Annotated in this window: 23 protein-coding genes and 1 pseudogene; 20 read left to right on the top strand and 4 right to left on the bottom strand. The window is 69.2% G+C overall.

Annotated features, from left to right (window positions below):
- Positions 1-107 precede the first annotated feature (107 nt).
- Together ACFWP5_RS23350 and ACFWP5_RS23345 are read right to left on the bottom strand one after the other, a co-directional pair.
- On the bottom strand, positions 108-779 hold the full coding sequence (locus ACFWP5_RS23350; RefSeq protein WP_329246428.1) for a response regulator transcription factor: 672 nt from the start codon (positions 777-779) through the stop codon (positions 108-110).
- Between the two features lie 203 nt (positions 780-982).
- Positions 983-2,098 carry a RecB family exonuclease gene (locus ACFWP5_RS23345; protein WP_384159683.1) on the bottom strand — a complete coding sequence of 372 codons (1,116 nt, stop codon included), beginning with the start codon at positions 2,096-2,098 and terminating at the stop codon, positions 983-985.
- Between the two features lie 175 nt (positions 2,099-2,273).
- Here ACFWP5_RS23345 and ACFWP5_RS23340 point away from each other — a divergent pair, with 175 nt between their 5' ends.
- From ACFWP5_RS23340 to ACFWP5_RS23330, 3 genes are all read left to right on the top strand, one after another.
- Positions 2,274-4,418: a site-2 protease family protein gene (locus ACFWP5_RS23340; RefSeq protein WP_384159680.1), complete on the top strand. Its 2,145-nt coding sequence runs from the start codon at positions 2,274-2,276 to the stop codon at positions 4,416-4,418.
- A 50-nt stretch (positions 4,419-4,468) separates the two neighbouring features.
- Positions 4,469-5,374: a tRNA (adenine-N1)-methyltransferase gene (locus tag ACFWP5_RS23335; RefSeq protein WP_384159677.1), complete on the top strand. Its 906-nt coding sequence runs from the start codon at positions 4,469-4,471 to the stop codon at positions 5,372-5,374.
- A 246-nt stretch (positions 5,375-5,620) separates the two neighbouring features.
- A complete protein-coding gene (locus tag ACFWP5_RS23330; protein WP_384159674.1) occupies positions 5,621-6,205 on the top strand; it encodes a hypothetical protein in 585 nt (194 codons plus the stop codon).
- A 14-nt stretch (positions 6,206-6,219) separates the two neighbouring features.
- Here ACFWP5_RS23330 and ACFWP5_RS23325 read toward each other — a convergent pair whose 3' ends face one another.
- Positions 6,220-6,525, bottom strand: a complete 306-nt coding sequence (locus tag ACFWP5_RS23325) for a ferredoxin (RefSeq protein ID WP_384159696.1) — start codon at positions 6,523-6,525, stop codon at positions 6,220-6,222.
- 386 nt (positions 6,526-6,911) lie between these two features.
- Here ACFWP5_RS23325 and arc point away from each other — a divergent pair, with 386 nt between their 5' ends.
- The 6 genes and pseudogenes from arc to prcA all read left to right on the top strand — a co-directional run bounded on the left by arc (position 6,912) and on the right by prcA (position 12,797).
- Entirely contained in the window at positions 6,912-8,678 is a 1,767-nt protein-coding gene (gene arc / locus ACFWP5_RS23320; protein WP_384159672.1) for a proteasome ATPase, read from the top strand.
- Between the two features lie 245 nt (positions 8,679-8,923).
- Entirely contained in the window at positions 8,924-10,435 is a 1,512-nt protein-coding gene (gene dop / locus ACFWP5_RS23315) for a depupylase/deamidase Dop (RefSeq protein WP_384159669.1), read from the top strand.
- 155 nt (positions 10,436-10,590) lie between these two features.
- Complete coding sequence (locus tag ACFWP5_RS23310) at positions 10,591-10,809, top strand: ubiquitin-like protein Pup (RefSeq protein ID WP_366495632.1); 219 nt, start codon at positions 10,591-10,593, stop codon at positions 10,807-10,809.
- Between the two features lie 173 nt (positions 10,810-10,982).
- Positions 10,983-11,174 (top strand): annotated as a pseudogene (locus tag ACFWP5_RS23305) (endonuclease VII domain-containing protein); the annotation flags it as partial.
- Entirely contained in the window at positions 11,126-11,971 is an 846-nt protein-coding gene (gene prcB / locus ACFWP5_RS23300) for a proteasome subunit beta (RefSeq protein WP_384159665.1), read from the top strand. The pseudogene ACFWP5_RS23305 and the gene prcB, both read left to right, overlap by 49 nt.
- A gap of 70 nt (positions 11,972-12,041) precedes the next feature.
- Positions 12,042-12,797 carry a proteasome subunit alpha gene (gene prcA / locus ACFWP5_RS23295; RefSeq protein WP_384159663.1) on the top strand — a complete coding sequence of 252 codons (756 nt, stop codon included), beginning with the start codon at positions 12,042-12,044 and terminating at the stop codon, positions 12,795-12,797.
- Between the two features lie 77 nt (positions 12,798-12,874).
- On the opposite strand, the gene ACFWP5_RS23290 is transcribed toward prcA, so the two are convergent.
- The gene (locus ACFWP5_RS23290; RefSeq protein WP_384159660.1) at positions 12,875-13,891 is read right to left on the bottom strand and encodes a LacI family DNA-binding transcriptional regulator; all 1,017 of its coding nucleotides are present in this window, start codon (positions 13,889-13,891) and stop codon (positions 12,875-12,877) included.
- A gap of 135 nt (positions 13,892-14,026) precedes the next feature.
- Here ACFWP5_RS23290 and ACFWP5_RS23285 point away from each other — a divergent pair, with 135 nt between their 5' ends.
- The 11 genes from ACFWP5_RS23285 to ACFWP5_RS23235 all read left to right on the top strand — a co-directional run bounded on the left by ACFWP5_RS23285 (position 14,027) and on the right by ACFWP5_RS23235 (position 25,572).
- The gene (locus ACFWP5_RS23285; protein WP_384159657.1) at positions 14,027-15,280 is read left to right on the top strand and encodes an MFS transporter; all 1,254 of its coding nucleotides are present in this window, start codon (positions 14,027-14,029) and stop codon (positions 15,278-15,280) included.
- A 9-nt stretch (positions 15,281-15,289) separates the two neighbouring features.
- Positions 15,290-16,651 (top strand): Pup--protein ligase, encoded by a 1,362-nt coding sequence (pafA, locus tag ACFWP5_RS23280; protein ID WP_384159654.1) that lies wholly within the window; start codon positions 15,290-15,292, stop codon positions 16,649-16,651.
- A 141-nt stretch (positions 16,652-16,792) separates the two neighbouring features.
- Positions 16,793-17,809, top strand: a complete 1,017-nt coding sequence (locus ACFWP5_RS23275; RefSeq protein WP_384159651.1) for an FKBP-type peptidyl-prolyl cis-trans isomerase — start codon at positions 16,793-16,795, stop codon at positions 17,807-17,809.
- Between the two features lie 94 nt (positions 17,810-17,903).
- A complete protein-coding gene (locus ACFWP5_RS23270) occupies positions 17,904-18,284 on the top strand; it encodes an FKBP-type peptidyl-prolyl cis-trans isomerase (protein ID WP_384159648.1) in 381 nt (126 codons plus the stop codon).
- Between the two features lie 129 nt (positions 18,285-18,413).
- Entirely contained in the window at positions 18,414-19,367 is a 954-nt protein-coding gene (locus tag ACFWP5_RS23265) for a helix-turn-helix transcriptional regulator (protein ID WP_384159645.1), read from the top strand.
- Between the two features lie 19 nt (positions 19,368-19,386).
- On the top strand, positions 19,387-20,403 hold the full coding sequence (locus ACFWP5_RS23260; RefSeq protein WP_384159642.1) for a helix-turn-helix transcriptional regulator: 1,017 nt from the start codon (positions 19,387-19,389) through the stop codon (positions 20,401-20,403).
- A 73-nt stretch (positions 20,404-20,476) separates the two neighbouring features.
- On the top strand, positions 20,477-20,800 hold the full coding sequence (locus ACFWP5_RS23255; protein ID WP_384159693.1) for a hypothetical protein: 324 nt from the start codon (positions 20,477-20,479) through the stop codon (positions 20,798-20,800).
- A 19-nt stretch (positions 20,801-20,819) separates the two neighbouring features.
- Positions 20,820-21,014, top strand: a complete 195-nt coding sequence (locus ACFWP5_RS23250; protein ID WP_365307969.1) for a hypothetical protein — start codon at positions 20,820-20,822, stop codon at positions 21,012-21,014.
- Positions 21,015-21,273: 259 nt separating this feature from the next.
- On the top strand, positions 21,274-21,555 hold the full coding sequence (tatA, locus tag ACFWP5_RS23245) for a Sec-independent protein translocase subunit TatA (RefSeq protein WP_384159639.1): 282 nt from the start codon (positions 21,274-21,276) through the stop codon (positions 21,553-21,555).
- A 48-nt stretch (positions 21,556-21,603) separates the two neighbouring features.
- Positions 21,604-22,566, top strand: a complete 963-nt coding sequence (gene tatC / locus ACFWP5_RS23240) for a twin-arginine translocase subunit TatC (RefSeq protein WP_384159636.1) — start codon at positions 21,604-21,606, stop codon at positions 22,564-22,566.
- 141 nt (positions 22,567-22,707) lie between these two features.
- Complete coding sequence (locus ACFWP5_RS23235; protein ID WP_384159633.1) at positions 22,708-25,572, top strand: DEAD/DEAH box helicase; 2,865 nt, start codon at positions 22,708-22,710, stop codon at positions 25,570-25,572.
- The last annotated feature ends 32 nt before the right edge of the window (positions 25,573-25,604 follow it).

The raw sequence follows: 25,604 nt of genomic DNA, 5'->3' as shown, positions 1-25,604 counted from the left end.
AGGAAGAGTTCGGGCGAGGCGGTGGCTGTCTCCACGCCGTGGCCGGGCAAGCGAAGGGGCGCCCTCTCCGCATGTACGGCTGCCTGCTGCGACTGCGACTGCGACGGCTACTGCGCGCCGGGGCGCACCAGCCCGCTCTCGTACGCGTACACCGCGGCCTGCACCCGGTCGCGCAGGCCCAACTTGGTGAGGACGTGCCCCACGTGCGTCTTGACGGTGGTCTCGCTCACGAACAGGTCGGCGGCGACCTCCGCGTTCGACAGCCCGCGCGCCACCAGCTTCAGCACCTCGACCTCGCGCTCGGTCAACGTGTGCAGGGCGTCCGGCACCGGCTCGTCACCGGACGGCAGATGACCGGCGTACTTGTCGAGCAGCCGCCGCGTGATGCTGGGCGCGAGCATGGCCTCACCGGCGGCCACCACCCGGATCGCCTGCACGAGTTCGTTCGCCGGCGCGTCCTTGAGCAGGAAGCCACTGGCACCGGCCCGCAACGCCTCCACGACGTACTCGTCGAGATCGAAGGTGGTCAGCACCAGCACCTTCGCCGGACCGTCCCGCCCGGGACCGGTGATCTGCCGGGTCGCCTCCACCCCGTCCATCCGCGGCATACGGATGTCCATCAGCACCACATCGGGCTGCAGAGCCCGCACCTGGTCGAGCGCCTGCAGACCGTCACCGGCCTCGCCGACGACCGCGAGATCCTGCTCCGCCTCCAAAATCATCCGGAACCCGGTTCGCAGCAGCGGCTGGTCATCAACCAGTAGGACGCGGATGGCCACGTGAATCTCCTTCGCTAGCCCGGGCCCATTCTGCCCTGCTCGACGCCGGGCGACTCGACCGGCCTGAGGCGCGGCTACCGGGTCTTGGTGGGGGCGTGCGTCGGGGGCGTGTGTTGGGCCTTCGGCTTGAACCCCGTTTGCTGTGTCCGGGCTTCCGGTGGGGACGCCGTACGGGCCCCTTGGCGGAAAGGTCCGTCCCTCGCCTATGACCCCTTGGCGGAGAGATCGTCCGCAGCCTCCGGACCGGAGACGGAAGCCCCTTCCGGTACATCCGCGCCCTCGCCGGAAGTACCGACCACCATCTCCAGCCCCCCAGCGGAAGTAGGGCCTGCCGCCTCAGCGCCCCCGGCGGAAACACCGACCGCCGCCTCAACACCCCCGTCAGAACCGCCGTCGGCCCTCCGTACCGGCAACGGATACGGCGGGGGAGTGCCGCCGAACTCCGGGCACACCTCCTGGTGGTCGCACCAGCCGCACAGCTTGGTCGGGCGTGGGCGCCAGTCGCCCGTCTCCGTGGCGAGGCGGATCGCCTCCCACAGGGCCAGCAGCTTGCGCTCCACCCGCTCCAGGTCGGCGATGACGGGGTCGTAGGTCACCACGTCCCCGCTGCCCAGATACACCAGCTGAAGCCGTCGCGGGACGACCTGCTTCAGCCGCCAGACCACCAGGGCGTAGAACTTCATCTGGAACAGCGCGCCCTCGGCATACTCGGGCCGAGGCGCCTTGCCGGTCTTGTAGTCGACGATCCGCACATCGCCCGTGGGCGCCACATCGACCCGGTCGATGATCCCGCGCAGCTTCAGTCCCGAATCCAGCTCGGCCTCGACGAACATCTCCCGCTCGGCGGGCTCCAGCCGTGTCGGATCCTCCAGGGAGAACCATCGCTCGACCAGCCGCTCCGCCTCCCCGAGCCAACGCGCCAGCCGCTCGCCCTCGGGATCATCGGCGAACAGCTCCACGACCTCCGGCCGGGACTCCCGCAGCCGGTCCCACTGTCCGGGGATCAGTGACTTGGCCCGCGGCGCCGTCCGCTCGGCCGCCGGCGCGTCGAAGAGCCGCTCAAGCACCGAGTGCACCAGGGTCCCCCTGGTCGCCGCCTCGCTGGGTTTCTGCGGCAGCCGGTCGATCACCCGGAACCGGTACAGCAACGGGCACTGCATGAAGTCACTGGCACGCGAGGGCGACAACGAGGCAGGCGCTATGGCGACGCGCTCGACCACGCCCACGGTCCCCGTCCCCACCGTCACTGCCGCGGTCGGCTCCGCCGCCGCGCCCTCGTCGCCGACTGTCCCCGCGACGCCCTCCGCACTGGTCTCCATGCCCACAGACCTTACGGCCCGCCACTGACAGTGACCCGATCCCGGCCGACGCGCCCGCGACAGCCGGGGAAACGCGGGGGGTGCCGGGGCGGAACGCGTCGCGACCGCCGCATACCATCGACCCGAGACCCCTCCGCCCGGTTGGTGCGGAGGATGCTTCGAACGAGGGGACACCGTGGACGAGAGCGGCGGGAGCGGGCAGCCGCGGTCCGGCACCAACGAGCCGACCGAACACGCCACGGGTGCCACGACCCCGGCCGCCGCCCCCGGCACCCCCGAACCGAAACCCGACGACTCCGCCCACGGAAAGCCCGAGACATCCGCTCAGGAGCACGGGGACGCGAAGGCGTCGTCCGGAGAGCACGAGAGCGCGACCGAGCCACCCGAGGACCGCACGGACGCGACCGCTCCGTCCGAAGAGCGCAGGGCCACGGGTACGTCGTCCGAGGACCCCAAGGACGCGAGCACGACATCCCAGGACCGCGGCGGAAGCACGTCGCCTGGGGAGCACAGGGCCGCGGGCGCATCGTCCCAGGACCCCGGCGACGCGAACACGTCGTCCGGAGAGCACGAGGGTGTCAGCGCCCTGTCCGAGACCCGCGAGCACGCGACCTCGTCGTCCGAAGCCCGCGAGGAGTCGAGCACGTCGCTCGAACACACCACGCGCGACGGCGACTTGGAGCCTGGCACGTCGTCCGGGCCTGCCGCAGAGGGTCGTACGGAGCCGGAATCACCGTCCGGGTCCGCCGAGAACGGCGCTGCGGAGACGGAGACGCCCCCCGACTCCTCCGGCCCCACCACGCACCACCGTGCGGAGACGGAAGAGACCTCCGGAGCCACCGCGCACAGCCGTACGAACACGGAGGGCACGTCCGCGCCCACCACGAACCAGCGCACGGCGCCCGAGGCGACCGACACGTCGTCCGGGCCAGCGGCACAGGACCACAGCGAGCCCGGCACGTCGCCCGCCCCCTCGCCGCCCAGCCGCCTAAACGGTGAGCCGAAACGTGACGGCACCTCCACGGGCAACGACCACGGCGCCGACAACACCGACGACCACGACCACACCCCCAGCCACCCGAACCTCCCCTACGCCCACACCGACCCCAACGCCGCCCCCCACGCAGACCCCCGCATCGCCAAGGGACGCCCCCCGCAGCGCCCCAAGGAGCCCGGCGGCGGGCTGCTGATGGGGCGGCCTTTCGGGGTGCCTGTCTACGTCGCGCCCAGTTGGTTCCTCGTCGCCGCGCTCATCACCTGGGTGTTCGGCGGTCAGCTCGGCCGCGTGCTGCCCGAGCTCGGCGCCGCCCGCTACCTCGTGGCCCTCTTCTTCGCGGTCGCCTTCTACGGCTCGGTCCTGGTGCACGAACTCGCCCACACCGTCGCCGCACTCCGCTTCAAACTCCCGGTCCGCCGTATCCAGTTGCAGTTCTTCGGCGGTGTCTCCGAGATCGAGAAGGAGGCCGAGACGCCCGGCAGGGAGTTCGTGCTGGCCTTCGTCGGCCCGCTGCTCTCGCTGATCCTCTCGGGGATCTTCTACGTGGCCATGCTGCCCGTCGAACCCGGCACCGTCCCCGGCGTCCTGCTGGCCGGGCTGATGGTCTCCAACCTCATCGTGGCCGCGTTCAACCTCCTGCCCGGCCTGCCCCTCGACGGCGGCCGTATGCTCCGCGCCGTCGTCTGGAAGATTACCGGCAGGCCCATGAGCGGCACGATCGCCGCCGCCTGGGTCGGCCGCGCCCTCGCCGTCTCCGTCCTGATCGGCCTCCCGCTGCTCACCCAGACCGGCGCCCTCGGTACCAACACCGAGGACATCAGCGGCATGGACACCGTCACGGACGCCCTGCTCGCCGCGATCCTCGCCGCGATCATCTGGACCGGCGCCGGCAACAGCCTCCGTATGGCCCGACTGCGCGAACACCTTCCGGAACTCCGCGCCCGCAACCTCACCCGCCGCGCGGTACCCGTCGAGACCAACACCCCGCTCTCCGAGGCCCTGCGCCGCGCCAACGCCGCCGGCGCCCGCGCCCTGGTCGTCGTCGACGCCGACGGCCAGCCCCTCTCCCTCGTCCGCGAGGCCGCCATCGTCGGTGTCCCCGAACACCGCCGCCCCTGGGTCGTCGTCAGCGGCCTCGCCCAGGACCTCACGGACGGCATGCGCGTCTCCGTCGAGCTGGCCGGAGAGGACCTCCTGGACGCGTTGCGCGCCACCCCCGCCACCGAGTACCTCGTGGTCGAGGAGACCGGCGAGATCTACGGCGTCCTGTCCGCCGCCGACGTGGAGCGCGCCTTCGTGAAGGCCATGGCCCGCCCCAACTGAGGCACGCGCGCGTGGTCGGCGGCCCTAGCAATCGCCGGTAGGCTGGTCACATGTCCGAACCGACCGGTGCCGCCCGCAGGCGCGGGCCCTTCAAGGTCGGGGACCAGGTTCAGCTGACGGACCCCAAGGGCCGCCACTACACGTTCACGCTCGAAGCCGGGAAGAATTTCCACACCCACAAGGGTTCCTTCCCGCACGACGAACTGATCGGTGCTCCCGAGGGCAGCGTTGTCCGCACCACCGGCAACGTCGCCTACCTCGCGCTGCGCCCCCTGCTCCCCGACTACGTCCTGTCCATGCCCCGCGGCGCCGCCGTGGTCTACCCCAAGGACGCGGGGCAGATCCTGGCCTTCGCCGACATCTTCCCCGGCGCACGTGTCGTGGAAGCGGGCGTCGGCTCCGGCTCGCTCAGCAGCTTCCTGCTGCGCGCCATCGGCGACCAGGGCATGCTGCACTCCTACGAGCGCCGCGAGGACTTCGCCGAGATCGCCCAGCAGAACGTGGAGCGCTACTTCGGCAGCCCGCACCCCGCCTGGCAGCTCACCGTCGGCGACCTCCAGGACAACCTGTCCGACACGGACGTCGACCGCGTCATCCTCGACATGCTCGCCCCCTGGGAGTGCCTGGAGGCCGTCTCCAAGGCGCTCGTGCCCGGCGGCATCCTGTGCTGCTACGTCGCGACCACCACCCAGCTCGCGCGGACCGTCGAGTCCATCCGTGAGATCGGCTCCTTCAACGAGCCGACCGCGTGGGAGTCGATGGTCCGCAACTGGCACGTCGAGGGCCTGGCCGTCCGCCCCGACCACCGGATGATCGGCCACACCGGCTTCCTCCTCACCGCCCGCCGCCTCGCGGACGGCGTCGAGCCCCCCATGCGCCGCCGCCGCCCCGCCAAGGGCGCCTACGGCGACGACTACGACGGCCCCAACGCCGCTGGCGGCGCCGCCGGCCGCTGAGCCCTCTCAATGGCGGCCCTGTGCCGCACTCAACGCACGAACGCCGTGGCCGAGTTCCCGGAAGTCCTCCGGAACTCGGCCACGGCGTCTTTCTTCTGACGTACCGACTTCTGGAGTACCGACACCGTCGGACCCTCCCGTGTGACCGGGCGAACGAACTGTCGACCCCGCCGTTCCCCCGCACCGTGCCGTGTGGCAGCATGCAGGCCACCCCCACCGGCACAGCCCTCACAGGAGACACTCCTAGTGCAGCACTCCGCCGTCCCGGAACTGGAACTGGCACACACCAACACCCGCCCCATCCACTGGGTCGCCACCGCCACGGCTCTCGCCGGCGTCGTGGCTCTCTCCTCGGGCCTGCAGCCCGACTCCGCGCACGCCGCCCAGGCCTCCGGCCCGCAGACGAAGTCCGCGCCCGCCACCGCCTCGGCACCCGCGACCACAGGCGTCGCCTTCCCCATCGACTGCGGCCCCGTGAAGGTCGTCGTACAGAAGAAGGCATCCGGAGACCTCGACGGCGACGGCCGGCCGGAGACGGTCGCGGTGGTCCACTGCGACGCGGGCATGGGCACCCCGCCCGACGGTGTCTACGTCCTGACCCAGGGAGCGGGCGCTGCCAAGCCGCGTGTCGTCGCCACCCTGGTCGCCCCGAAGGCCCGCGAGACCGTCACCGACTTCGCCGTACGCGACGGCGCGGTGCTCGCGACACTGCTCGGCTACTCGACCGAGGACGTGCCCAGTTGCTGCCCCGACGTCAAGGAGACCGCCAAGTGGCAGTGGCAGAACGGCTCGTTCGTCCGCTCCACCCCCGGCAACGCCCAGAACGTCTGACCACCCGCTGACCCTCAGGCCGCGTCGGGCCCGAACACCTCGACCCGGTCCGCGACCCGGCGCACGTGAATGCAGTCACCGGGGCACTCCTTGGCGGAGTCCACGACATCGACCAACAGCGGCAGCGGCACGAGCGTGGTGGCGCCCTTGTCCTGCAACAGCTCGTCGTCCGGGCTCTTCACATAGGCCAGACCGTCGATGTCCAGCTCGAAGACCTCGGGGGCGTACTGGGCGCAGATGCCGTCGCCGGTACAGAGGTCCTGGTCGATCCAGACCTCCAGCGCCTCGCCGTCGGCCGCTGCCTCGTCCTGCACGGTGATGTCTCCTGATTCCGCCGGGTGTTGAACATCTTCGACCCTACCTCCGCCCGCCCGGACGGCCTTTCTCCGCGATCTCAGGTTTCCCGCCCCCGGATGACGGACACTGTCCGCATGGACACTCTCAGTCAGGGGCGCCTTGGCCGGTTTCCGACGGGCGTCGAACCCGCCCGTACGGCAACTCACGTCCGTCGTGAAGGGGTTTGACCGACCCGGCCTTGGAACAGTCCGCTTCTGAATCACGTTGAGTGGGTATCCACTCGGCGTGAGGGAGAGCGCAGGGTGACCGACGACACACCTTGACAGTCTTTGTGATCTAGGGGTTTCAATCGACACCCACCCAGGTAGGGTCTGGAAGCGTCCAGCTCCCCTTGGAGGAGGTGAGGACCGTGGCAGCCCACGACGACGACATGAACCGCGGCATCCGCCCGGGACGAGGGTCCGACGACCCGTCCGGGCAGATTGCCTACCTTGAGCAGGAGATCGCCGTCCTGCGACGTAAGCTCGCCGACTCTCCGCGACACACGAGGATTCTCGAAGAGCGGATCGTCGAGCTGCAGACCAATCTGGCCGGGGTGTCCGCCCAGAACGAGCGACTCGCCAACACGCTCCGTGAGGCCCGCGACCAGATCGTGGCCCTCAAGGAAGAAGTCGACCGGCTCGCACAGCCGCCGGCCGGCTTCGGTGTCTTCCTCGTGGCCAACGAGGACGGCACAGCGGACATCTTCACCGGCGGTCGCAAACTGCGGGTGAACGTCAGCCCGAGCGTGGAACTCGTAGAGCTCCGCCGCGGCCAGGAAGTAATGCTCAACGAAGCGCTCAACGTGGTCGAGGCCATGGAGTACGAGCGCGTCGGCGACATCGTCACCCTCAAGGAGATCCTCGAGGACGGCGAACGCGCCCTCGTGGTGGGGCACACCGACGAGGAGCGGGTGGTGCGGCTCGCCGAGCCGCTGCTGGACATCACCATCCGCCCCGGCGACGCCCTGCTGCTCGAACCCCGTTCCGGCTACGTCTACGAGATCGTCCCGAAGAGCGAGGTCGAGGAACTCGTCCTCGAAGAGGTCCCCGACATCGGCTACGAGCAGATCGGCGGTCTGGGCGGCCAGATCGAGATGATCCGCGACGCGGTCGAACTGCCGTACCTCTACCCCGATCTCTTCAAGGAGCACGAACTGCGGCCGCCCAAGGGTGTCCTGCTGTACGGGCCCCCCGGATGCGGAAAGACGCTCATCGCCAAGGCCGTCGCCAACTCGCTGGCCAAAAAGGTCGCCGAGGTCACCGGCCAGGCCACCGGCAAGAGCTTCTTCCTCAACATCAAGGGCCCCGAGCTCCTCAACAAGTACGTCGGTGAGACCGAGCGGCAGATCCGCCTGGTCTTCCAGCGCGCTCGTGAGAAGGCCAGCGAGGGCACTCCCGTCATCGTCTTCTTCGACGAGATGGAGTCCCTCTTCCGCACCCGTGGTTCCGGTGTCAGCTCGGACGTGGAGAACACCATCGTCCCCCAGCTGCTCGCCGAGATCGACGGCGTGGAGGGCCTGCAGAACGTGGTCGTGATCGGCGCCTCGAACCGCGAGGACATGATCGACCCCGCCATCCTGCGCCCCGGCCGCCTGGACGTGAAGATCAAGATCGAGCGTCCCGACGCCGAGGCCGCCAAGGACATCTTCGCCAAATACCTCACCGAACGCCTCCCGCTCCACCCCGACGACGTCGGCGAGCACAGCGGCGACAAGACCACCACCGTCCAGAGCATGATCCAGACGGCCGTGGAACACATGTACACGGAATCCGAGGAGAACCGCTTCCTGGAGGTCACCTACGCCAACGGTGACAAGGAAGTCCTCTACTTCAAGGACTTCAACTCCGGCGCCATGATCGAGAACATCGTGGGCCGGGCCAAGAAGATGGCCATCAAGGACTTCCTCGAACACAAGCAGAAGGGCATCCGCGTCTCGCACCTCCTCCAGGCGTGCGTGGACGAGTTCAAGGAGAACGAGGACCTGCCCAACACCACCAACCCCGACGACTGGGCCCGGATCTCCGGAAAGAAGGGCGAACGGATCGTCTACATCCGTACGCTCATCACCGGAAAGCAGGGCGCCGACACCGGACGCTCCATCGACACGGTGGCGAACACCGGTCAGTACCTGTAAAAAACAGGGCGGCTGCGGGTGCCCATGGCGGGTACCCGCAGCCGACTGCTTTTCAGGCCATGACCGCAACAAGGGGCGCGCGAGGCAATGACGCAAATGATCTCCCCACCAGCGCAAAGCCGTTCTAGGCTCTCCGGTACCGCCGAGTCGCGCAGTGCGGGGACGGGCACCGCACACGCACCGGAGCGCCAGCGGTACTTGAGCAGCGTCCCCGAACGAGGGCGCCGCCGGGCAAGGAGGGCCGCATGACCGTACGGCGAGTAATGGGCATCGAGACGGAGTACGGGATCTCCGTCCCCGGCCACCCCAACGCCAATGCCATGCTCACCTCGTCCCAGATCGTCAACGCCTACGCGGCGGCGATGCACCGGGCCCGGCGGGCCCGCTGGGACTTCGAGGAGGAGAATCCGCTGCGGGACGCGCGAGGCTTCGACCTCGCCCGGGAGGCCGCCGACTCCACCCAGCTCACCGACGAGGACATCGGCCTGGCCAATGTCATCCTCACCAACGGCGCGCGGCTCTACGTCGACCACGCACACCCGGAGTACAGCTCCCCCGAAGTCACCAACCCCATGGACGCCGTTCTGTGGGACAAGGCCGGCGAGCGCATCATGGCGGAGGCGGCGGAACGAGCCGCCCAACTCCCCGGCGCCCAGCCGATCCACCTCTACAAGAACAACACCGACAACAAGGGCGCCTCCTACGGCACGCACGAGAACTACCTGATGAAGCGGGAGACCCCCTTCTCGGACATCGTGCGCCACCTGACACCCTTCTTCGTCTCGCGCCAGGTCGTCACCGGAGCGGGCCGCGTCGGCATCGGCCAGGACGGGCACGAGCACGGCTTCCAGCTCAGCCAGCGCGCCGACTACTTCGAGGTCGAGGTCGGCCTGGAGACCACGCTCAAGCGCCCGATCATCAACACCCGCGACGAACCGCACGCGGACGCCGAGAAGTACCGCCGCCTGCACGTGATCATCGGCGACGCGAACCTCTCCGAGATCTCGACCTATCTCAAGCTGGGCACGACAGCACTGGTCCTCTCCATGATCGAGGACGGCTTCATCGCGGTCGACCTGGCTGTGGACCAGCCGGTCCGCACCCTCCACCAGGTCTCCCACGACCCCACCCTCAAGCGCCTGGTCACCCTCCGCAGCGGCCGGACCCTCACCGCGGTCCAGCTCCAGATGGAGTACTTCGAGCTCTCCCGCAAATACGTCGAGGAGCGCTACGGCTCCGACGCGGACGACCAGACCAAGGACGTCCTGGCCCGCTGGGAGGACACGCTCAACCGCCTGGAGAACGACCCGATGAGCCTGGCCGGCGAACTGGACTGGGTCGCCAAGCGCGAGCTCATGGAGGGCTACCGGCGCCGCGACAGCCTCGACTGGGACGCGGCCCGGCTGCAGCTGGTCGACCTCCAGTACGCGGACGTACGGGCCGAGAAGGGCCTCTACAACCGCCTGGTGGCCCGTGGCCGCATCAAGCGGCTGCTGGACGAGGACGCGGTCGAGCGGGCGCGTACGACGCCTCCGGAGGACACGCGCGCGTACTTCCGCGGACGCTGCCTGGAGCAGTACGCCGACGACGTCGCGGCGGCCTCCTGGGACTCCGTGATCTTCGACCTCCCGGGCCGGGACTCGCTCCAGCGGGTCCCAACCCTCGAACCGCTTCGCGGAACGCGTAATCACGTCAAGGAGCTCCTTGACCGCTGTCGTACGGCGGAAGACCTGGTCAGGGTCCTGTCGGGCGGCTGACAGGACCCTCGGGCCCGGGCCACCGGACAGGGTGGAATGTCCGGTGGCCGGGAATCATCGAGGTGGCCGCCGTACGTTGTAGGAACTGCGGGGCCGATGTCAGTCCCTGCAAGTAGGGTCTGATCAAGAACGTCGAACCGAGCGGGGTGAGGGCTATGGCGACCAAGGACACCGGCGGCGGACAGCAGAAGGCGACGCGCTCTACCGAGGAGGTCGAGGAGCAGGCCGTTGAGACGGAGGCTTCGGATGATCTCAAGGAGCGCCAGGAGAAGCTGAGCGACGACGTCGACTCGGTTCTGGACGAGATCGACGACGTCCTTGAGGAGAACGCAGAGGACTTCGTGCGCTCCTTCGTTCAGAAGGGCGGCCAGTAGGCCGCTCTACCCTTCGATTCGAAGGTGAACGGGGTGGCGTGGTGGCGGGCGAGCCGAAGATGAAGTGCTGCGTGCGGTGCGGTGGGACCAAGCCGCACGCAGTCTTCGCATTCGGGCGCACGAATCGCGTGCGATTCGGGGCGAGCCGGCCGCGTTCTCAGCGGCATGGGAATGCCTCCGCCGTTCATGTGGATCACTGCCACGAGACGGGTAGGGTCCGTGGCGTACTGTGCTTCAACTGCAATTCGGCCATCGGCAAGTTGGGAGATGATCCCGACGCTGTTCGTCGGGCTGCCGCCTACTTGGAAGGATCCTCGTGGAAGCCAACACTCGTAGCCCCGGGCGTCTACCGGCTGCCTTCCTGACGCCCGGGTCGTCGTCCTTCATGGACTTCCTCTCCGACCACCAGCCGGAGATGCTCCCGGGCAACCGGCAACTGCCGCCCACCCAGGGCGTCATCGAGGCCCCGCACGGCACGACGATCGTCGCCGTCACGTTCCCCGGTGGCGTGGTGCTCGCCGGTGACCGGCGGGCCACCATGGGCAATGTCATCGCACAGCGGGACATCGAGAAGGTGTTCCCCGCGGACGAGTACTCGGCCGTCGGTATCGCCGGCACCGCCGGTCTGGCCGTCGAGATGGTCAAGCTCTTCCAGCTGGAGCTGGAGCACTTCGAGAAGGTCGAAGGCGCCCAACTCTCCCTGGAGGGCAAGGCGAACCGACTGTCCACCATGATCCGGTCCAACCTCGGCATGGCCATGCAGGGCCTCGCCGTGGTCCCGCTTTTCGCCGGGTTCGACGTGGACCGCGGCAAGGGACGCATCTTCTCCTACGACGTGACGGGCGGCCGCTCCCAGGAGCTCGGCTACGCGGCCACCGGCTCCGGCTCGGTCTTCGCGCGCGGCGCCATGAAGAAGCTCTTCCACGACGGTCTGACCGAGAGCGAGGCCACGACCCTCGTGGTCCAGGCCCTCTACGACGCGGCCGACGACGACTCGGCGACCGGCGGTCCCGATGTCGCCCGCCGGATCTACCCGATCGTCACCGTGATCACCGAGGACGGTTTCCGCCGGCTCACCGACGACGAGTCCTCCGAGATCGCCCGCTCGATCCTGGAGCGGCGACTCCAGCAGCCCGACGGCCCGCGCGCCGCGCTGCTCTGACCGGGGGCCCGTTCTCATCAAGGTGATCCAGTGACTTCGACGGAACTTTAGAAGAGAGGGACGGATACCGGTGTCGACGCCGTTCTATGTCTCACCCCAGCAGGCCATGGCCGACCGGGCGGAGTACGCCCGCAAGGGCATCGCCCGTGGCCGCAGCCTGGTCGTGCTGCAGTTCGCCGACGGCATCGTGTTCGTCGGCGAGAACCCGTCCCGTGCGCTGCACAAGTTCAGCGAGATCTACGACCGGATCGGGTTCGCGGCCGCCGGAAAATACAACGAGTACGAGAACCTGCGGATCGGCGGCGTCAGGTACGCCGACATGCGCGGTTACACCTACGACCGCGCGGACGTGACCGCCCGCGGTCTCGCCAACGTCTACGCCCAGACGCTGGGCACGATCTTCTCCAGTGCGGCCGAGAAGCCGTACGAGGTGGAGCTGGTCGTCGCGGAGGTCGGTGACACGGCCGACGGCGATCAGATCTACCGGTTGCCGCACGACGGTTCGATCGTGGACGAGCACGGCTCGGTCGCGGTCGGCGGCAACGCCGAGACGATCAGCAGCTATCTGGACCAGCGCCACCGCGACGGCATGACCCTCGCCGAGGCGCTCAAGCTGGCCGTGCAGTCCCTGTCCCGCGACACGAACGGCAGCGAGCGGGAGATCCCCGCCGAGCGCCTGGAGGTCGCGGTCCTGGACCGTACGCGCCCGCAGGCCCGCAAGTTCAGGCGCATCGTCGGCCGTGAGCTCTCCCGCCTCCTGGAGGGGCTGGAGGGTGAGAACGCGGACACGTCGTCGGAGGAGCCCGACGCCGACGACGAGGAGTGAGTCGACCTCGCCCAACCTCTCGCGCCCCGGCCGGTCATCGGCCGGGGCGCGCGGCGTAGCAGGGGGTCGGTGTGGCGTCAGACGGCGCCTGGTGGCGCCGTGGAGCCCCGGACGACCAGTTCCACCGGGATGTCCCCCTCCTCCGGTACGCGGCCGTCCAGGACCGCCAGGAGGGCGCGCATGCCGTGTTCGCCGAAGAGTTCGGCGTCGAGGCGGACGGTGGTCAGTTCCGGGTCGATGGCGGTGGCGAGGGCGAGGTCGTCGAGGCCGGTGATCGACAGGTCGTCCGGGATGCGCAGGCCCAGGCGGCGGGCGGCCTTGTAGGCGCCGGCGGCGAGTTTGTCGTCGTCGCAGACGAGGGCGGTCACCCGCGACCCCGGGTCCGCGAGCGCGGCCTCTGCGGCGGCCAGGGCGCCCTCGATCGAGATGGGGGCGCGGGTCGTACGGACCGTGGTGCCCTCGATCTCGCCCACCCGTGCGGCGAGTTCACGCGCGCGTACCTCGAAGGTCCAGGACGGTACGTCGGCGGCGAGGTGCAGGAAGTGGCGGTGGCCCAGGGTCAGCAGGTGCTCGGCGACCTGGCGGATGCCGTCGGCGATGTCCAGGTTGACGGTGGCCGCGCCCAGGCTGCCCTTCGGGTCGCTGTCGAGCATCACCAGGGGGAGTTGGTCGCCGCGGATCGCGGTGAGGGCGTCGGCGGCCATGGAGGAGGCGATCACGCCGTCCAGGGCGGCCTGGGCGGAGGCGAAGGGGTCCCGGGCCGGGCCGATGCCCTCGGGGGAGGGGTAGAGGACGACGCCGAACCCGTGTTCGGCGGCGACCCGGGCGGCGCCCGTGTACACGCCGGCGAAGAACTCGGTCGTCAGGACCGGGACCACGAGCAGGACGGTACGGGTGCGGCCGAGGCGGAGATTGCGGGCGGCGAGGTTGGGGCGGTAGCCCAGGTCGCGTGCGGCCTCGCGGACGCGTTCGGCGGTCGTGGCCGAGACCCGGCCGCGCCACTTGTCGCCGAGCACCAGGGAGACCGCGGCCTGGGAGACCCCGGCGGCCTGTGCGACGTCGCGGCTCGTGGGGCGGGTGTTGCCTGGTGCCACGGTCGGGCTGCTCCTTGGTGAGGACTCCGTAGGGACTCCGTATGGACTCCCGAACAGCGCACATGGTACGTATGACAGCAGACGTTATACGTAAAACCTCATGCGCGACGGTGAGGGGGAGGGCGGGACGAGGCCGTGGGATATCTGGAGATCCTCAGGGCGAGGCACGCCACCCGCCTCCTGGTGGGCACGCTGGTGGGCCGGTTGCCGAACGCCACCGCCGCGATCGCGATCGTGCTGTTCATCCGGGCCGAGGGCGGCACCTACAGCCTCGCGGGCGCGCTGGCGGCCGTGTACGGCATCGCCAACGCGGTCGGACAGCCCCTCCTCGGGCGCCTGGTGGACGTCCACGGACAGCCGCGTGTGCAGCTGCCCGCCGCGGTCCTGTCGGCGCTCGCGATGGCCGTCTTCGCCTTCGGCGGCACCGATCCGCTGCCCCTCGCCTACGTCGCCGTCGCGGGCGCCGGACTTTTCGCGCCGCCCCTGGAGGGCGGTCTGCGGGCGCTGTGGCCGGCCGTACTGCGCCGGGAGGACCAGATACACACGGCGTACGCCATGGACGCGGTGGCGCAGGAAGTCATGTTCACCGTGGGGCCGTTGCTCGTGACGGTGTTCGTGTCGCTGTGGTCCGCCCCCGTGGCGCTGCTCGTGCTGAACGTCATCGGGGTGCTGGGCGCCCTCTCCGTGGTCGTGTCGCCGCCCTCGCGCGCGTGGCGTTCGGCTCCGCGTGAGGCGCACTGGCTCGGCGCCCTGCGCTCGCCGGGGCTCCTGGCGCTGCTCGGCGCGTTCCTGTTCGTCGGGATGGCGCTCGGGTCGATCACGGTCGCGTCCGTGCCGTACGCCGACGGGCACGGCGGTGACGTCGTGTACGGCTGGCTGATGGCCGCGATCGGTCTGGGCGCGCTCCTCGGTGGCACCGTCTACGGGGCGCGGCAGTGGAGCGGGCTGCCGGAGCGGCGACTGCGGGTCCTGGTGGGGCTGCTGGCGGTGTGTTACCTGCCGCTGATGCTCATGCCGGGCGCGGTCGCCATGGTGCTGCTCACCGTGCTCGCCGGGGTGTTCCTCGCGCCCGCCCTCGCCTGCGCCTTCATCATCGTCGACCGGCACGCGCCCAAGGGCACGGTCACCGAGGCTTTCTCGTGGCTTGTGACGACGTTCACCGTGGGGGCGTCGGTCGGAACGGGCGTCGCGGGGCCGGTCGTACAGGCCGGTGGGGCCCTGTGGGGGTTCGCCGTGCCGGGGGTCGCGGGGGCCGTGTCGTTGCTGGTCCTGCTGACCACCGGACGGGTCCTCGCAGCTCCCGCCGGGGGTGCGGTGATTGCGGCTTCATCGGAAAATGATCCAAACCGTGCCGCCGAACCCCGTTTCAGCACAGGGGATCGGGCGTAATGTTCAGTCATGGACCGCCGCATTTTCGGGCTGGAGAACGAGTACGGCGTCACGTGTACGTTCAGGGGACAGCGTCGACTGTCTCCCGACGAAGTGGCTCGGTACCTCTTCCGCCGTGTCGTGTCATGGGGCCGCAGCAGCAATGTCTTTCTGCGAAACGGCGCCCGGCTCTATCTCGACGTGGGCTCACATCCGGAATACGCGACCCCCGAATGTGACAACTTGACCGAACTGGTCACCCACGACAAAGCCGGCGAGCGCATTCTCGAGGGACTCCTGGTGGACGCCGAACGACGCCTGCACGAGGAGGGAATCGCGGGCGACGTCTACCTCTTCAAGAACAACACCGACTCGGCGGGCAACTCGTACGGCTGCCACGAGAACTACCTGGTGGCACGGCACGGCGAGTTCTCCCGGCTCGCGGACATCCTCATCCCGTTCCTGGTCACGCGTCAGCTTCTGTGCGGCGCGGGCAAGGTGCTGCAGACTCCGCGTGGCGCCGTGTACTGCGTCAGCCAGCGCGCCGAACACATCTGGGAGGGCGTCTCCTCGGCGACGACGCGTTCCCGGCCCATCATCAACACCCGGGACGAACCGCACGCGGACGCCGAGCGCTACCGCCGTCTCCACGTCATCGTGGGCGACTCGAACATGTCCGAGACGACCATGCTCCTCAAGGTCGGCGCCACCGACCTGGTGCTGCGCATGATCGAGGCAGGCACGGTGATGCGCGACCTGACCCTGGAGAACCCGATCCGGGCGATCCGCGAGGTCAGCCACGACATCACGGGCCGGCGCAAGGTGCGTCTGGCCAGCGGACGCGAGGCCTCCGCGATCGAGGTGCAGCGCGAGTACTACGAGAAGGCCGTGGACTTCGTCGAGCGCCGCGGCATCCGTACGGGCACCGTCGAGCAGGTCCTCGAACTGTGGGGCCGCACGCTCGACGCGATCGAGGCCGAGGACCTCGACCGGATCGGCACCGAGATCGACTGGGTCATGAAGTACCAGCTCATCGAGCGGTACCGGGCGAAGCACAACATGACCATGTCCCACCCGCGGGTGGCGCAGATCGACCTCGCCTACCACGACATCCACCGTCGCCGAGGGCTCTACTACCTCCTTGAGAGGAAGGGCCAAGCCGCCCGGATCTGCAACGACTTGAAGATCTTCGAGGGCAAGTCCGTCCCGCCGCAGACCACTCGGGCCAGGCTCCGCGGCGACTTCATCCGCAGGGCCCAGGAACAGCGGCGGGACTTCACCGTCGACTGGGTCCATCTCAAGCTCAACGACCAGGCCCAGCGCACGGTGTTGTGCAAGGACCCGTTCCGTTCCGTGGACGACCGGGTGGAGAAACTGATCGCCGGAATGTAGGCAAAAGCGTCCGGATACCGACGTCCGGATACATATTCGGTACGCCACACGGGCCCCGTACGTTTCACGTACGGGGCCCGTGCCACGCCGTAGAGTTGCGCGCACGCCATCAACAAGATCGACCGATACGAGGCCTTCACCGTGCGCCGACGCTCCGTTCTTATCGCTGTTCCCGCAGGACTTGTGACGCTCGCCGGGTGCGGTGACAGCAATGACTCCTCCAGCAAGGCCAGCGCGTCGCCGTCGCCTTCGCCGTCCGCCTCGGCCACGACCGCGCCACCGCCGCCGAAGCTCGTGGACGGTCCGCTGCCGGGGATCACCGCGGGCACGAAGTTCGACGAGAAGCCGACCGTCGCCAAGGGCAGCGGCGACCCGTCGAAGGACCTCGCGGTGAAGACGGTGATCGCGGGCAGCGGCAAGGCCGTCGCGGAGAACGACTTCGTCCAGGTGAACTACCTCGGCCAGGTCTGGTCGACGGCCAAGGTCTTCGACAACTCCTACGACCGCAAGACCCCGTTGGTCATCCAGCTCGCCCAGGGCGGCATCATCGACGGCTGGCGCTACGGCCTGGCGGGGCGGAAGGTCGGCAGCCGCGTCGAGATGGCCGTCCCGCCGACCTGGGGATACGGCACGACGGGCAACGCCCAGGCGGGCATCAAGGGCACCGACACGCTGGTCTTCGTGATCGACGTACAGGACTCCTTCAACGCCAAGAGCTCCGCCAAGGGCACGACCGTCGCGCAGTCCGACGCCGATCTGCCCAAGGTCGGCACGAACACCGACGGCAAAGCCCCCTCGGTCACCGTCCCGAAGGCCGACCCGCCGAAGAAGCTGGTGTCGAACTACGTCCTGGAGAGCGACGGAGCCGTCGTCAAGGAGGCCCAGTCGATCCTCTGCCAGTTCAAGGGCGTGGTCTGGAGCACCGGCAAGGAGTTCGAATCGACGTACTCCCAGGGGCGGTTGAGCCAGTTCGCGATCAAGGACATGGAGTCGGTCGTCAAGGGGCTGGCCCAGGGCATCACCGGCAAGAAGGTCGGCAGCCGCATCATGATCGTCGCGCCCGCGGACCTCGCCTACGGGAACACCCCGCCGAGCGGTGGTGCCATCAAGAAGGGCGACACCCTGGTGTTCTCCGTGGACATCCTGGCGGCGATGTGACCCCTGCGGGGGGCGGGCCTGGCCGGAGCGCGACCCCGGCCGGGATGCGAGACTGTCGGAGTTGCCTTGTCGTACACAAGCAGGAGCTAGAGACGTGAGCATCGAGAAGCCCGAGATCGACTTCCCGGGCGGCGAGCCCCCGGCGGACCTGGAGATCAAGGACGTTTGGGAGGGTGACGGCGAGATCGCCGGTGCCGGAGACTTCGTCAAGGTCCACTACGTGGGCGTGGCGTTCTCCACCGGCGAGGAGTTCGACGCCTCCTGGAACCGCGGTACCCCGCTGGACTTCCAGCTCGGTGTCGGCCAGGTCATCCAGGGCTGGGACAAGGGCGTGCAGGGCATGAAGGTCGGCGGTCGCCGCCAACTGGTCATCCCCGCGCACCTCGCCTACGGCGACCGTGGCGCCGGCGGCCGGATCGCTCCGGGCGAGGCGCTGATCTTCGTGTGTGACCTGGTGGGCGTCGGCAAGCGCTGATCGTTCCTGGTCGAACGAGGGCCCATGCTGTCCGCATGGGCCTTCACCTTTTGGTCCGGCTTTTGCCACGGCACCGCGGAGCGGTACGGTCATCGGTCGGAAGCATCATAGGGAAGGCGAAGGGCGTCGATGGCCATTGCCAAGGCCGAGCGGCTGATGAACCTCGCGCTGTGTCTGCTCGGGACGCGGCGGCCGCTCAGCAAGCGTGAGCTGCGGGAATCCATCGAGGCGTACCTGGAAGCGGGCTCCGACGACTCCTTCAACCGGATGTTCGAGCGCGACAAGGACGATCTGCGCGAACTCGGGCTCGTCATCGAGACGGTGGAGAACCTGGACGGCGAGGTCGGCTATCTCGCCCGCCGCGACAGCAACCGCCTCCCGCCCATCACCCTCGACGCCGAAGAGGCCGCCGCGCTCGGTCTCGCCGCCAAGGTGTGGCAGCAGGCCCGGCTCGCAGGCGCGGCCAGCGGCGCCCTGCAGAAACTGCGCGCCGCCGGGATGCCCGAGGACCTCGACCCGTACGAGCCGCACGGCGCCCTGGAGCCGCGTATCCCGGTGCACGAGGCGTCGTTCGAGCCGCTGATGCTGGCCTGCCGCGACCGCCGTCCCGTCGTCTTCGACTACCGCAAGGCCACCGCCGCCCGCCCCGAACCCCGCAACGTGGAGCCGTGGGCGCTGGAGTGCTGGCGCGGCCACTGGTACCTCGCCGGCTGGGACCGGGACCGGAGCGCCGAGCGGGTCTTCCGGCTGTCCCGGATCACCGGCAAGGTGCGGTCCCGCAACGGGCGGTTCACCGCGGACATCCCCGACGTCGTCACCGTGCGCGAGACCGTCGCGAGCTGGGCGGGGGAGACCGCCGACCGCTCCGCCCTGATCCGGCTGCGCACGGGCTCCGGGTACCCCTTGCGGGCGAAAGCCGCGGCGGTGCGGGAACTCGGGGACGGCTGGGACGAGTTGGAGGTTCCGTACGGCCACGGACTGGATGCCTGGCTGGTGGAGTTCGGGCCCGATGTCGTCGTCCTGGAGCCCGCCGAGCTGCGGGCCGACGTGGTGGACCGGCTGCGCGCCGTGGCCAAGGGCTGAGGGGGAGCGGAAGAGAACTGTGGCAGGCAAACCGGTCAGGCCCACGAACGCCATCGACCAGACCCGGCGGATGCTCTCCCTGGTGACCTATCTGAAGGAGCGCCCCGGAGCACGCGTCGAGGACGTCGCCCGCGCCTTCGGGATCACCGAGGACGAGCTGGTCTCCGACCTCGACATCCTGCCCATGTGCGGGACCAGCTTCCGCGGCGGCGACCTGCTCGACATCGACACCGACGGCGACCGCATCTGGTGGCACAACCCGGACGACGTCGCCGAACCGCTCCGGCTCGCCGCCGACGAGGCGACCGCCCTCCTGGTGGCCGCCCGCGCCGTGTCCACGCTGCCGGGCCTGCGCGAGAGCGACCGGCAGGCGCTGCTGCGGGCCAACGCCAAACTGGAGGCGGCGGCCGGTGAGGCGGCCGGCGCCAGCGCGCGGCTGTCGGTGACCTTCGAGTCCGAGGGCGGTGTCTTCGCGGACGTCGACCGCGCGATCTCGGAGCGCCGCCGCCTGTGGATCCGCTACTACTCGCCTGCCCGCGACGAGTTGAGCGAGCGCGAGATCGACCCCATCCGCCTGGTCAGCGTCGGGCACACGTACGTGGAGGCCTGGTGCCGGCGCTCCGAGGCGCGCCGTACCTTCCGCCTCGACCGGGTCGCCGAGATCAAGATCCTCGACGAGCCGTCCGCACCGCCCGAGATCGAACTGCGGGACCTGTCGGAGGCGCTGGTGCAGCCCGCCGCCGAGGACCCGGAGGTCGTCGTGGAGGTCGGCCCGGGCGGGCGCTGGGTCGCCGAGTACTACCCGCACGACAGTGCCGATGAGCTTCCCGACGGCGGGTTGCGTATTACCCTGCGCACCCCCGACCCGACGTCCCTGAGACGCCTGGCCCTGCGGCTGGGGCGCGACGGCCGGATCGTCTCCCCGAGCGACCTCGCCGACAGCGCCCGCCGGGCCGCCCGCGAGGCGTTGGCGGCGTACGACGGCCCGCAGAGTGTTGTTGACGCGGTGCACGGTGTTGACGAGAAGCAGGAGTGAGCCGTAACGGCTGAAGGCGCCCCGGAGGCGAACGACCAAGGAAAGAGGAGCAGGGGCTGTGAGCGAGTCGACGATGACGGGTGTCCCGGGCGTCTCGGGTGGTCCGGGTGCCCAGGGTGTCTCGGATGGTCCGGAGATGACGGTGGCCGCCGCGTTCGCCGGAATGAAGAGCGTGGTCCCCGTGATGTTCAGAGCGGCCTGCCCGGACTGCCGGGGCAACTTCGAACTGGCGGCGAGCGCCCTGCGTCTCGCCATCGGCGCCACCAGCCGCACCACCTTCTACTCCTTCACCTGCCCCGACTGCGGCGCCGCGGTCCGCAAGCCCGCGGGCGAGCGGATCGTCGAGCTGCTCACCGGCGGCGGGGTCAGGACCCTGCGGCTGCACTCGGTCGTGTAGCAGGGTCTAGGCTCGCCCCATGTTCTGGGCGATGGTCGCGGTAGCTGTGGGTTTTCTGGGTCTCGCCGTGCTCGGCGTGCTCGCCGTCCGGGTCTTCCTGGAGGCACGGCGGCTCGGACTCCAGGTCACCGATGCCGCGCACCGCATCAACCGGGCGGCCGAGGACCTGGAACGCGCGGCGGCGTCGACGGCACGTTCCGTGGACGCACTGTGAGTCGCATATGGGCGGGGTGTGAGTTGCGCGCCTCATGCGCTTCGCGTCACTTTGCCCTGTCACGTTGTCGGTGGAGGCGGGTACGCTGCTGATCGCGGTCCGGATAACGAGGCCCGGAGCGCGGACCGGGAGTACGCACGGGGATTGCCTCACGTTTACCCCTGCGCGTTACGATCGCTGGCAGCACGACGGTCGGACAGATGTCCGACCGATCGGACAGCACCCCACCCCAGCCGCCTCGGTGAGAAGGTAAAGACTTATGTTCGGAAGGCTCGGAGCTCCCGAGATCATTCTCATCCTCGTCGTCATCGTGCTCCTGTTCGGCGCGAAGAAGCTTCCGGACATGGCCCGCTCGCTCGGCAAGTCCGCCCGCATCCTCAAGAGCGAAGCCAAGGCGATGAAGGAAGAGGGCAACACCACGCCCACCCCCGCCGGCCCGCCGAACACCGACGAGTCCGTGCAGCGCACCATCCAGGCGTCCCCCGGCGACGTGACCAGTTCGCGCCCCGTCACCGAGCCGTCGGACACGACCAAGCGCTGACGCAGGGCCGGGACCCCCTCGGCCTGCCGCACGAGATGAGGACGTGGGTTGCCTAAGTCTGCCCGCACGAAGGAGAAGGACCCCGAGGGGCGGATGCCCCTCGCGGACCATCTGCGCGAGCTGCGCAACCGGCTCGCGAAGGCGATGCTCGCCATCATCGTGGTGACCTGCGTGGCCGCCTTCTTCTACAACGACATCGTGAACATCATCACCAAGCCGGTGCTGCACTCGGTCGGTTGCTCCCAGAACTTCGAGCAGCTGTCGAAGGCGTCCGACACGACCCAGCAGTGCGCGCAGATCACGATCAACGGTCTGCTGACGCCGTTCACGCTGGCGTTGAAGGTGTCCCTGATGGCCGGTGTCGTATTGGCCTCCCCGGTCTGGCTGTACCAGCTCTGGGGTTTCGTCGCCCCGGGCCTGCACAAGAACGAGAAGAAGTACGCGCTCTCCTTCGTCGGCACCGGCGTCCCGCTGTTCCTCGGCGGCGCCTACTTCGCCTACAAGGTGCTGCCCACCACGGCGAAGGTCCTGATCGGCTTCACGCCGAAGAACGTCAACAACCTGCTGCCGCTGGATGACCTGCTCGACCTGGTCACGCGCATGGTGCTCGTCTTCGGCCTCTCCTTCGAGCTGCCGCTGCTGCTGATCATGCTCAACCTCACGGGCGCGCTGACCGGAAAGCGGATGCTCGGCTGGTGGCGCGCCATGATCCTGGGCATCACGGTCTTCGCGGCCGTCGCCACCCCCAGCACCGACCCGCTGACCATGCTGGCGCTGGCCGGGCCGATCTGGGTGCTGTACTTCGGCGCGGTCCTGTTCTCCCTGCTCAACGACCGGCGCAAGCGCCGTCGCGAGGCGGAGGGACCGGACGACGACGAGGCCTCGGACCTGGATCTCACCCCCGAGGACATCGGCGACATCGAGACCGTCTCGGCCGGCCGGCCAGCCCTGCCCGAGCAGGCGGGCGGCACGGGTTCCGACCGGGTCAACGGCTATGACGACGTGACCTGATCACCGGGCGACACTTACGCACTCACCCCCCGACGTCGGCTGCGGCCGGCAGCGGGGGGTGACGTCGTATACGAGGTGCTCTCCGGGTCATGAGGCCCTGAACTGCGGGGATCCCGTGATTCACAAGGGTCGATCCGGATAATGATCGTCCTGTTGTCAGTGGCGCCCGGTACGCTCGAAAGCACGATGACAGAGGACCTCTCCCCGGCCGAGCGGTACGCGGCAGCCCGTCTGCGGGCAGCCGAGCAGGCCACCGCGCTCGCGGACTTCCGCGAGATGTACGACTTCGGTCTCGACCCCTTCCAGATCGAGGCCTGCCAGGCACTCGAAGCGGGGAAGGGCGTGCTGGTCGCGGCGCCCACCGGCTCCGGCAAGACGATCGTCGGCGAGTTCGCCGTCCACCTCGCCCTCCAGCAGGGCAAGAAGTGCTTCTACACGACCCCCATCAAGGCACTGTCGAACCAGAAGTACGCCGACCTGTGCCGCCGTTACGGCGCGGACAAGGTCGGCCTGCTCACCGGCGACAACAGCGTCAACTCCGAAGCCCCGGTGGTCGTCATGACCACCGAGGTGCTGCGCAACATGCTGTACGCCGGTTCGCAGACCCTCCTCGGCCTCGGTTACGTGGTCATGGACGAGGTGCACTACCTCTCCGACCGCTTCCGCGGCGCCGTATGGGAAGAGGTGATCATCCACCTCCCCGAGTCGGTGACCCTGGTCTCGCTGTCGGCGACGGTGTCGAACGCCGAGGAGTTCGGCGACTGGCTCGACACCGTCCGCGGCGACACCGAGGTGATCGTCTCCGAGCACCGGCCCGTGCCGCTGTTCCAGCACGTGCTCGCCGGGCGGCGGATGTACGACCTGTTCGAGGAGGGCGAGGGCAACAAGAAGGCCGTCAACCCCGACCTCACGCGCCTGGCCCGCATGGAGGCGCAGCGCCCGTCGTACCAGGACCGCAGGCGCGGCCGTGCCATGCGCGAGGCCGACCGGGAGCGGGAGCGCAGATCGCGTTCGCGGGTGTGGACACCGGGACGCCCCGAGGTCATCGAGCGGCTGGACAACGAAGACCTGCTGCCCGCCATCACGTTCATCTTCAGCCGCGCCGCCTGCGAGGCCGCCGTACAGCAGTGTCTGTACGCCGGGCTGCGGCTCAACGACGACGAGGCGCGGGAGAAGGTGCGCGCCCTCGTCGAGGAGCGCACGGCGTCCATTCCGAACGAGGACCTCCATGTCCTCGGGTACTACGAGTGGCTGGAAGGCCTGGAGCGCGGCATCGCGGCCCACCACGCGGGCATGCTGCCGACGTTCAAGGAGGTCGTGGAGGAGCTGTTCCTGCGCGGGCTCGTGAAGGCCGTGTTCGCCACGGAGACCCTGGCGCTCGGCATCAACATGCCCGCGCGCTCGGTGGTGTTGGAGAAGCTCGTCAAGTGGAACGGCGAGCAGCACGCCGACATCACCCCCGGCGAGTACACCCAGCTGACCGGCCGGGCAGGCCGGCGCGGCATCGACGTCGAGGGCCACGCCGTCGTGCTGTGGCAGCGCGGGATCAGTCCCGAGCACCTCGCGGGACTGGCCGGCACGCGCACGTACCCGCTGCGCTCCAGCTTCAAGCCGTCGTACAACATGGCGGTCAACCTCGTCGAGCAGTTCGGGCGGCATCGGTCGCGGGAGCTGCTGGAGACGTCCTTCGCGCAGTTCCAGGCGGACAAGTCGGTCGTCGGGATCTCGCGGCAGGTGCAGCGCAACGAGGAGGGTCTGGAGGGCTACAAGGACTCCATGACCTGCCACTTGGGCGACTTCGACGACTACATGCGGCTGCGCCGCGAGCTCAAGGACCGCGAGACCGAGCTGGCCCGGCAGGGCGTGGCGCTACGGCGCGCCGAGTCCGCCGTAGCGCTGGAGAAGCTCAAGCCGGGAGACATCATCCACGTCCCGACCGGCAAGTACGCCGGCCTGGCACTGGTGTTGGACCCGGGACTGCCCGCCGGGCGGTCCAACGGCCATCGCGGCTTCGAGCAGCACGACGGGCCGCGTCCGCTCGTCCTGACCGCCGAACGGCAGGTCAAGCGGCTCGCGTCGATGGACTTCCCCGTCCCCGTCGAGGCGTTGGACCGGATGCGGATCCCGAAGTCCTTCAACGCCCGTTCCCCGCAGTCCCGTCGGGACCTGGCCACCGCGCTGCGCACCAAGGCCGGGCACATCCCGCCGGAGCGGGCCCGCAAGCAGCGCTCGCAGGCCGCGGACGACCGGGAGATCGCCCAGTTGCGTACGGCGATCCGGGCGCACCCGTGTCATGGGTGCAACGACCGTGAGGACCACGCCCGTTGGGCCGAGCGGTACCACCGGCTGCAGCGGGACACCACGCAGCTGGAGCGGCGGATCGAGGGGCGGACCAACACGATCGCCCGGACCTTCGACCGGATCGTCGCACTGCTGACCGACCTGGACTATCTGCGCGGCAACGAGGTCACCGAGCACGGCAAGCGGCTGGCCCGGCTGTACGGCGAGCTCGATCTGCTCGCCAGCGAGTGTCTGCGGGAGGGTGTCTGGGAGGGGCTTTCTCCTGCCGAACTCGCCGCGTGTGTCTCGGCGTTGGTGTTCGAGGCGCGGGTCAGTGACGATGCGACGGTTCCCAAGGTGCCGTCGGGTTCGGCCAAGGCCGCGCTCGGGGAGATGGTGCGGATCTGGGGGCGGCTTGATGCCCTTGAGGAGGATTTCCGGATCACTCAGACCGAGGGGGTCGGGCAGCGGGAGCCTGATCTCGGGTTTGCCTGGGCCGCGTATATGTGGGCCAGTGGGAAGGGGTTGGACGAGGTCCTTCGCGAGGTGGAGATGCCTGCCGGGGACTTTGTTCGGTGGTGCAAGCAGGTGATTGATGTGCTGGGGCAGATTTCTGCTGCGGCGCCGGTTACTGGGGGCGAGGCGTCGTCCACCGTGGCGAAGAATGCGCGGAAGGCTGTTGAGTTGTTGCTGCGGGGGGTTGTGGCCTACTCGTCGGTGGGGTGACCGTTTGAGGGGCGGGTGCGGGTGCGTTGTGG

Origin of the sequence: Streptomyces sp. NPDC058469 (assembly GCF_042721125.1) — a bacterium.
Taxonomy (GTDB): Bacteria; Actinomycetota; Actinomycetes; order Streptomycetales; family Streptomycetaceae; genus Streptomyces.
This window is presented reverse-complemented; position numbering and strand designations above follow the sequence as displayed.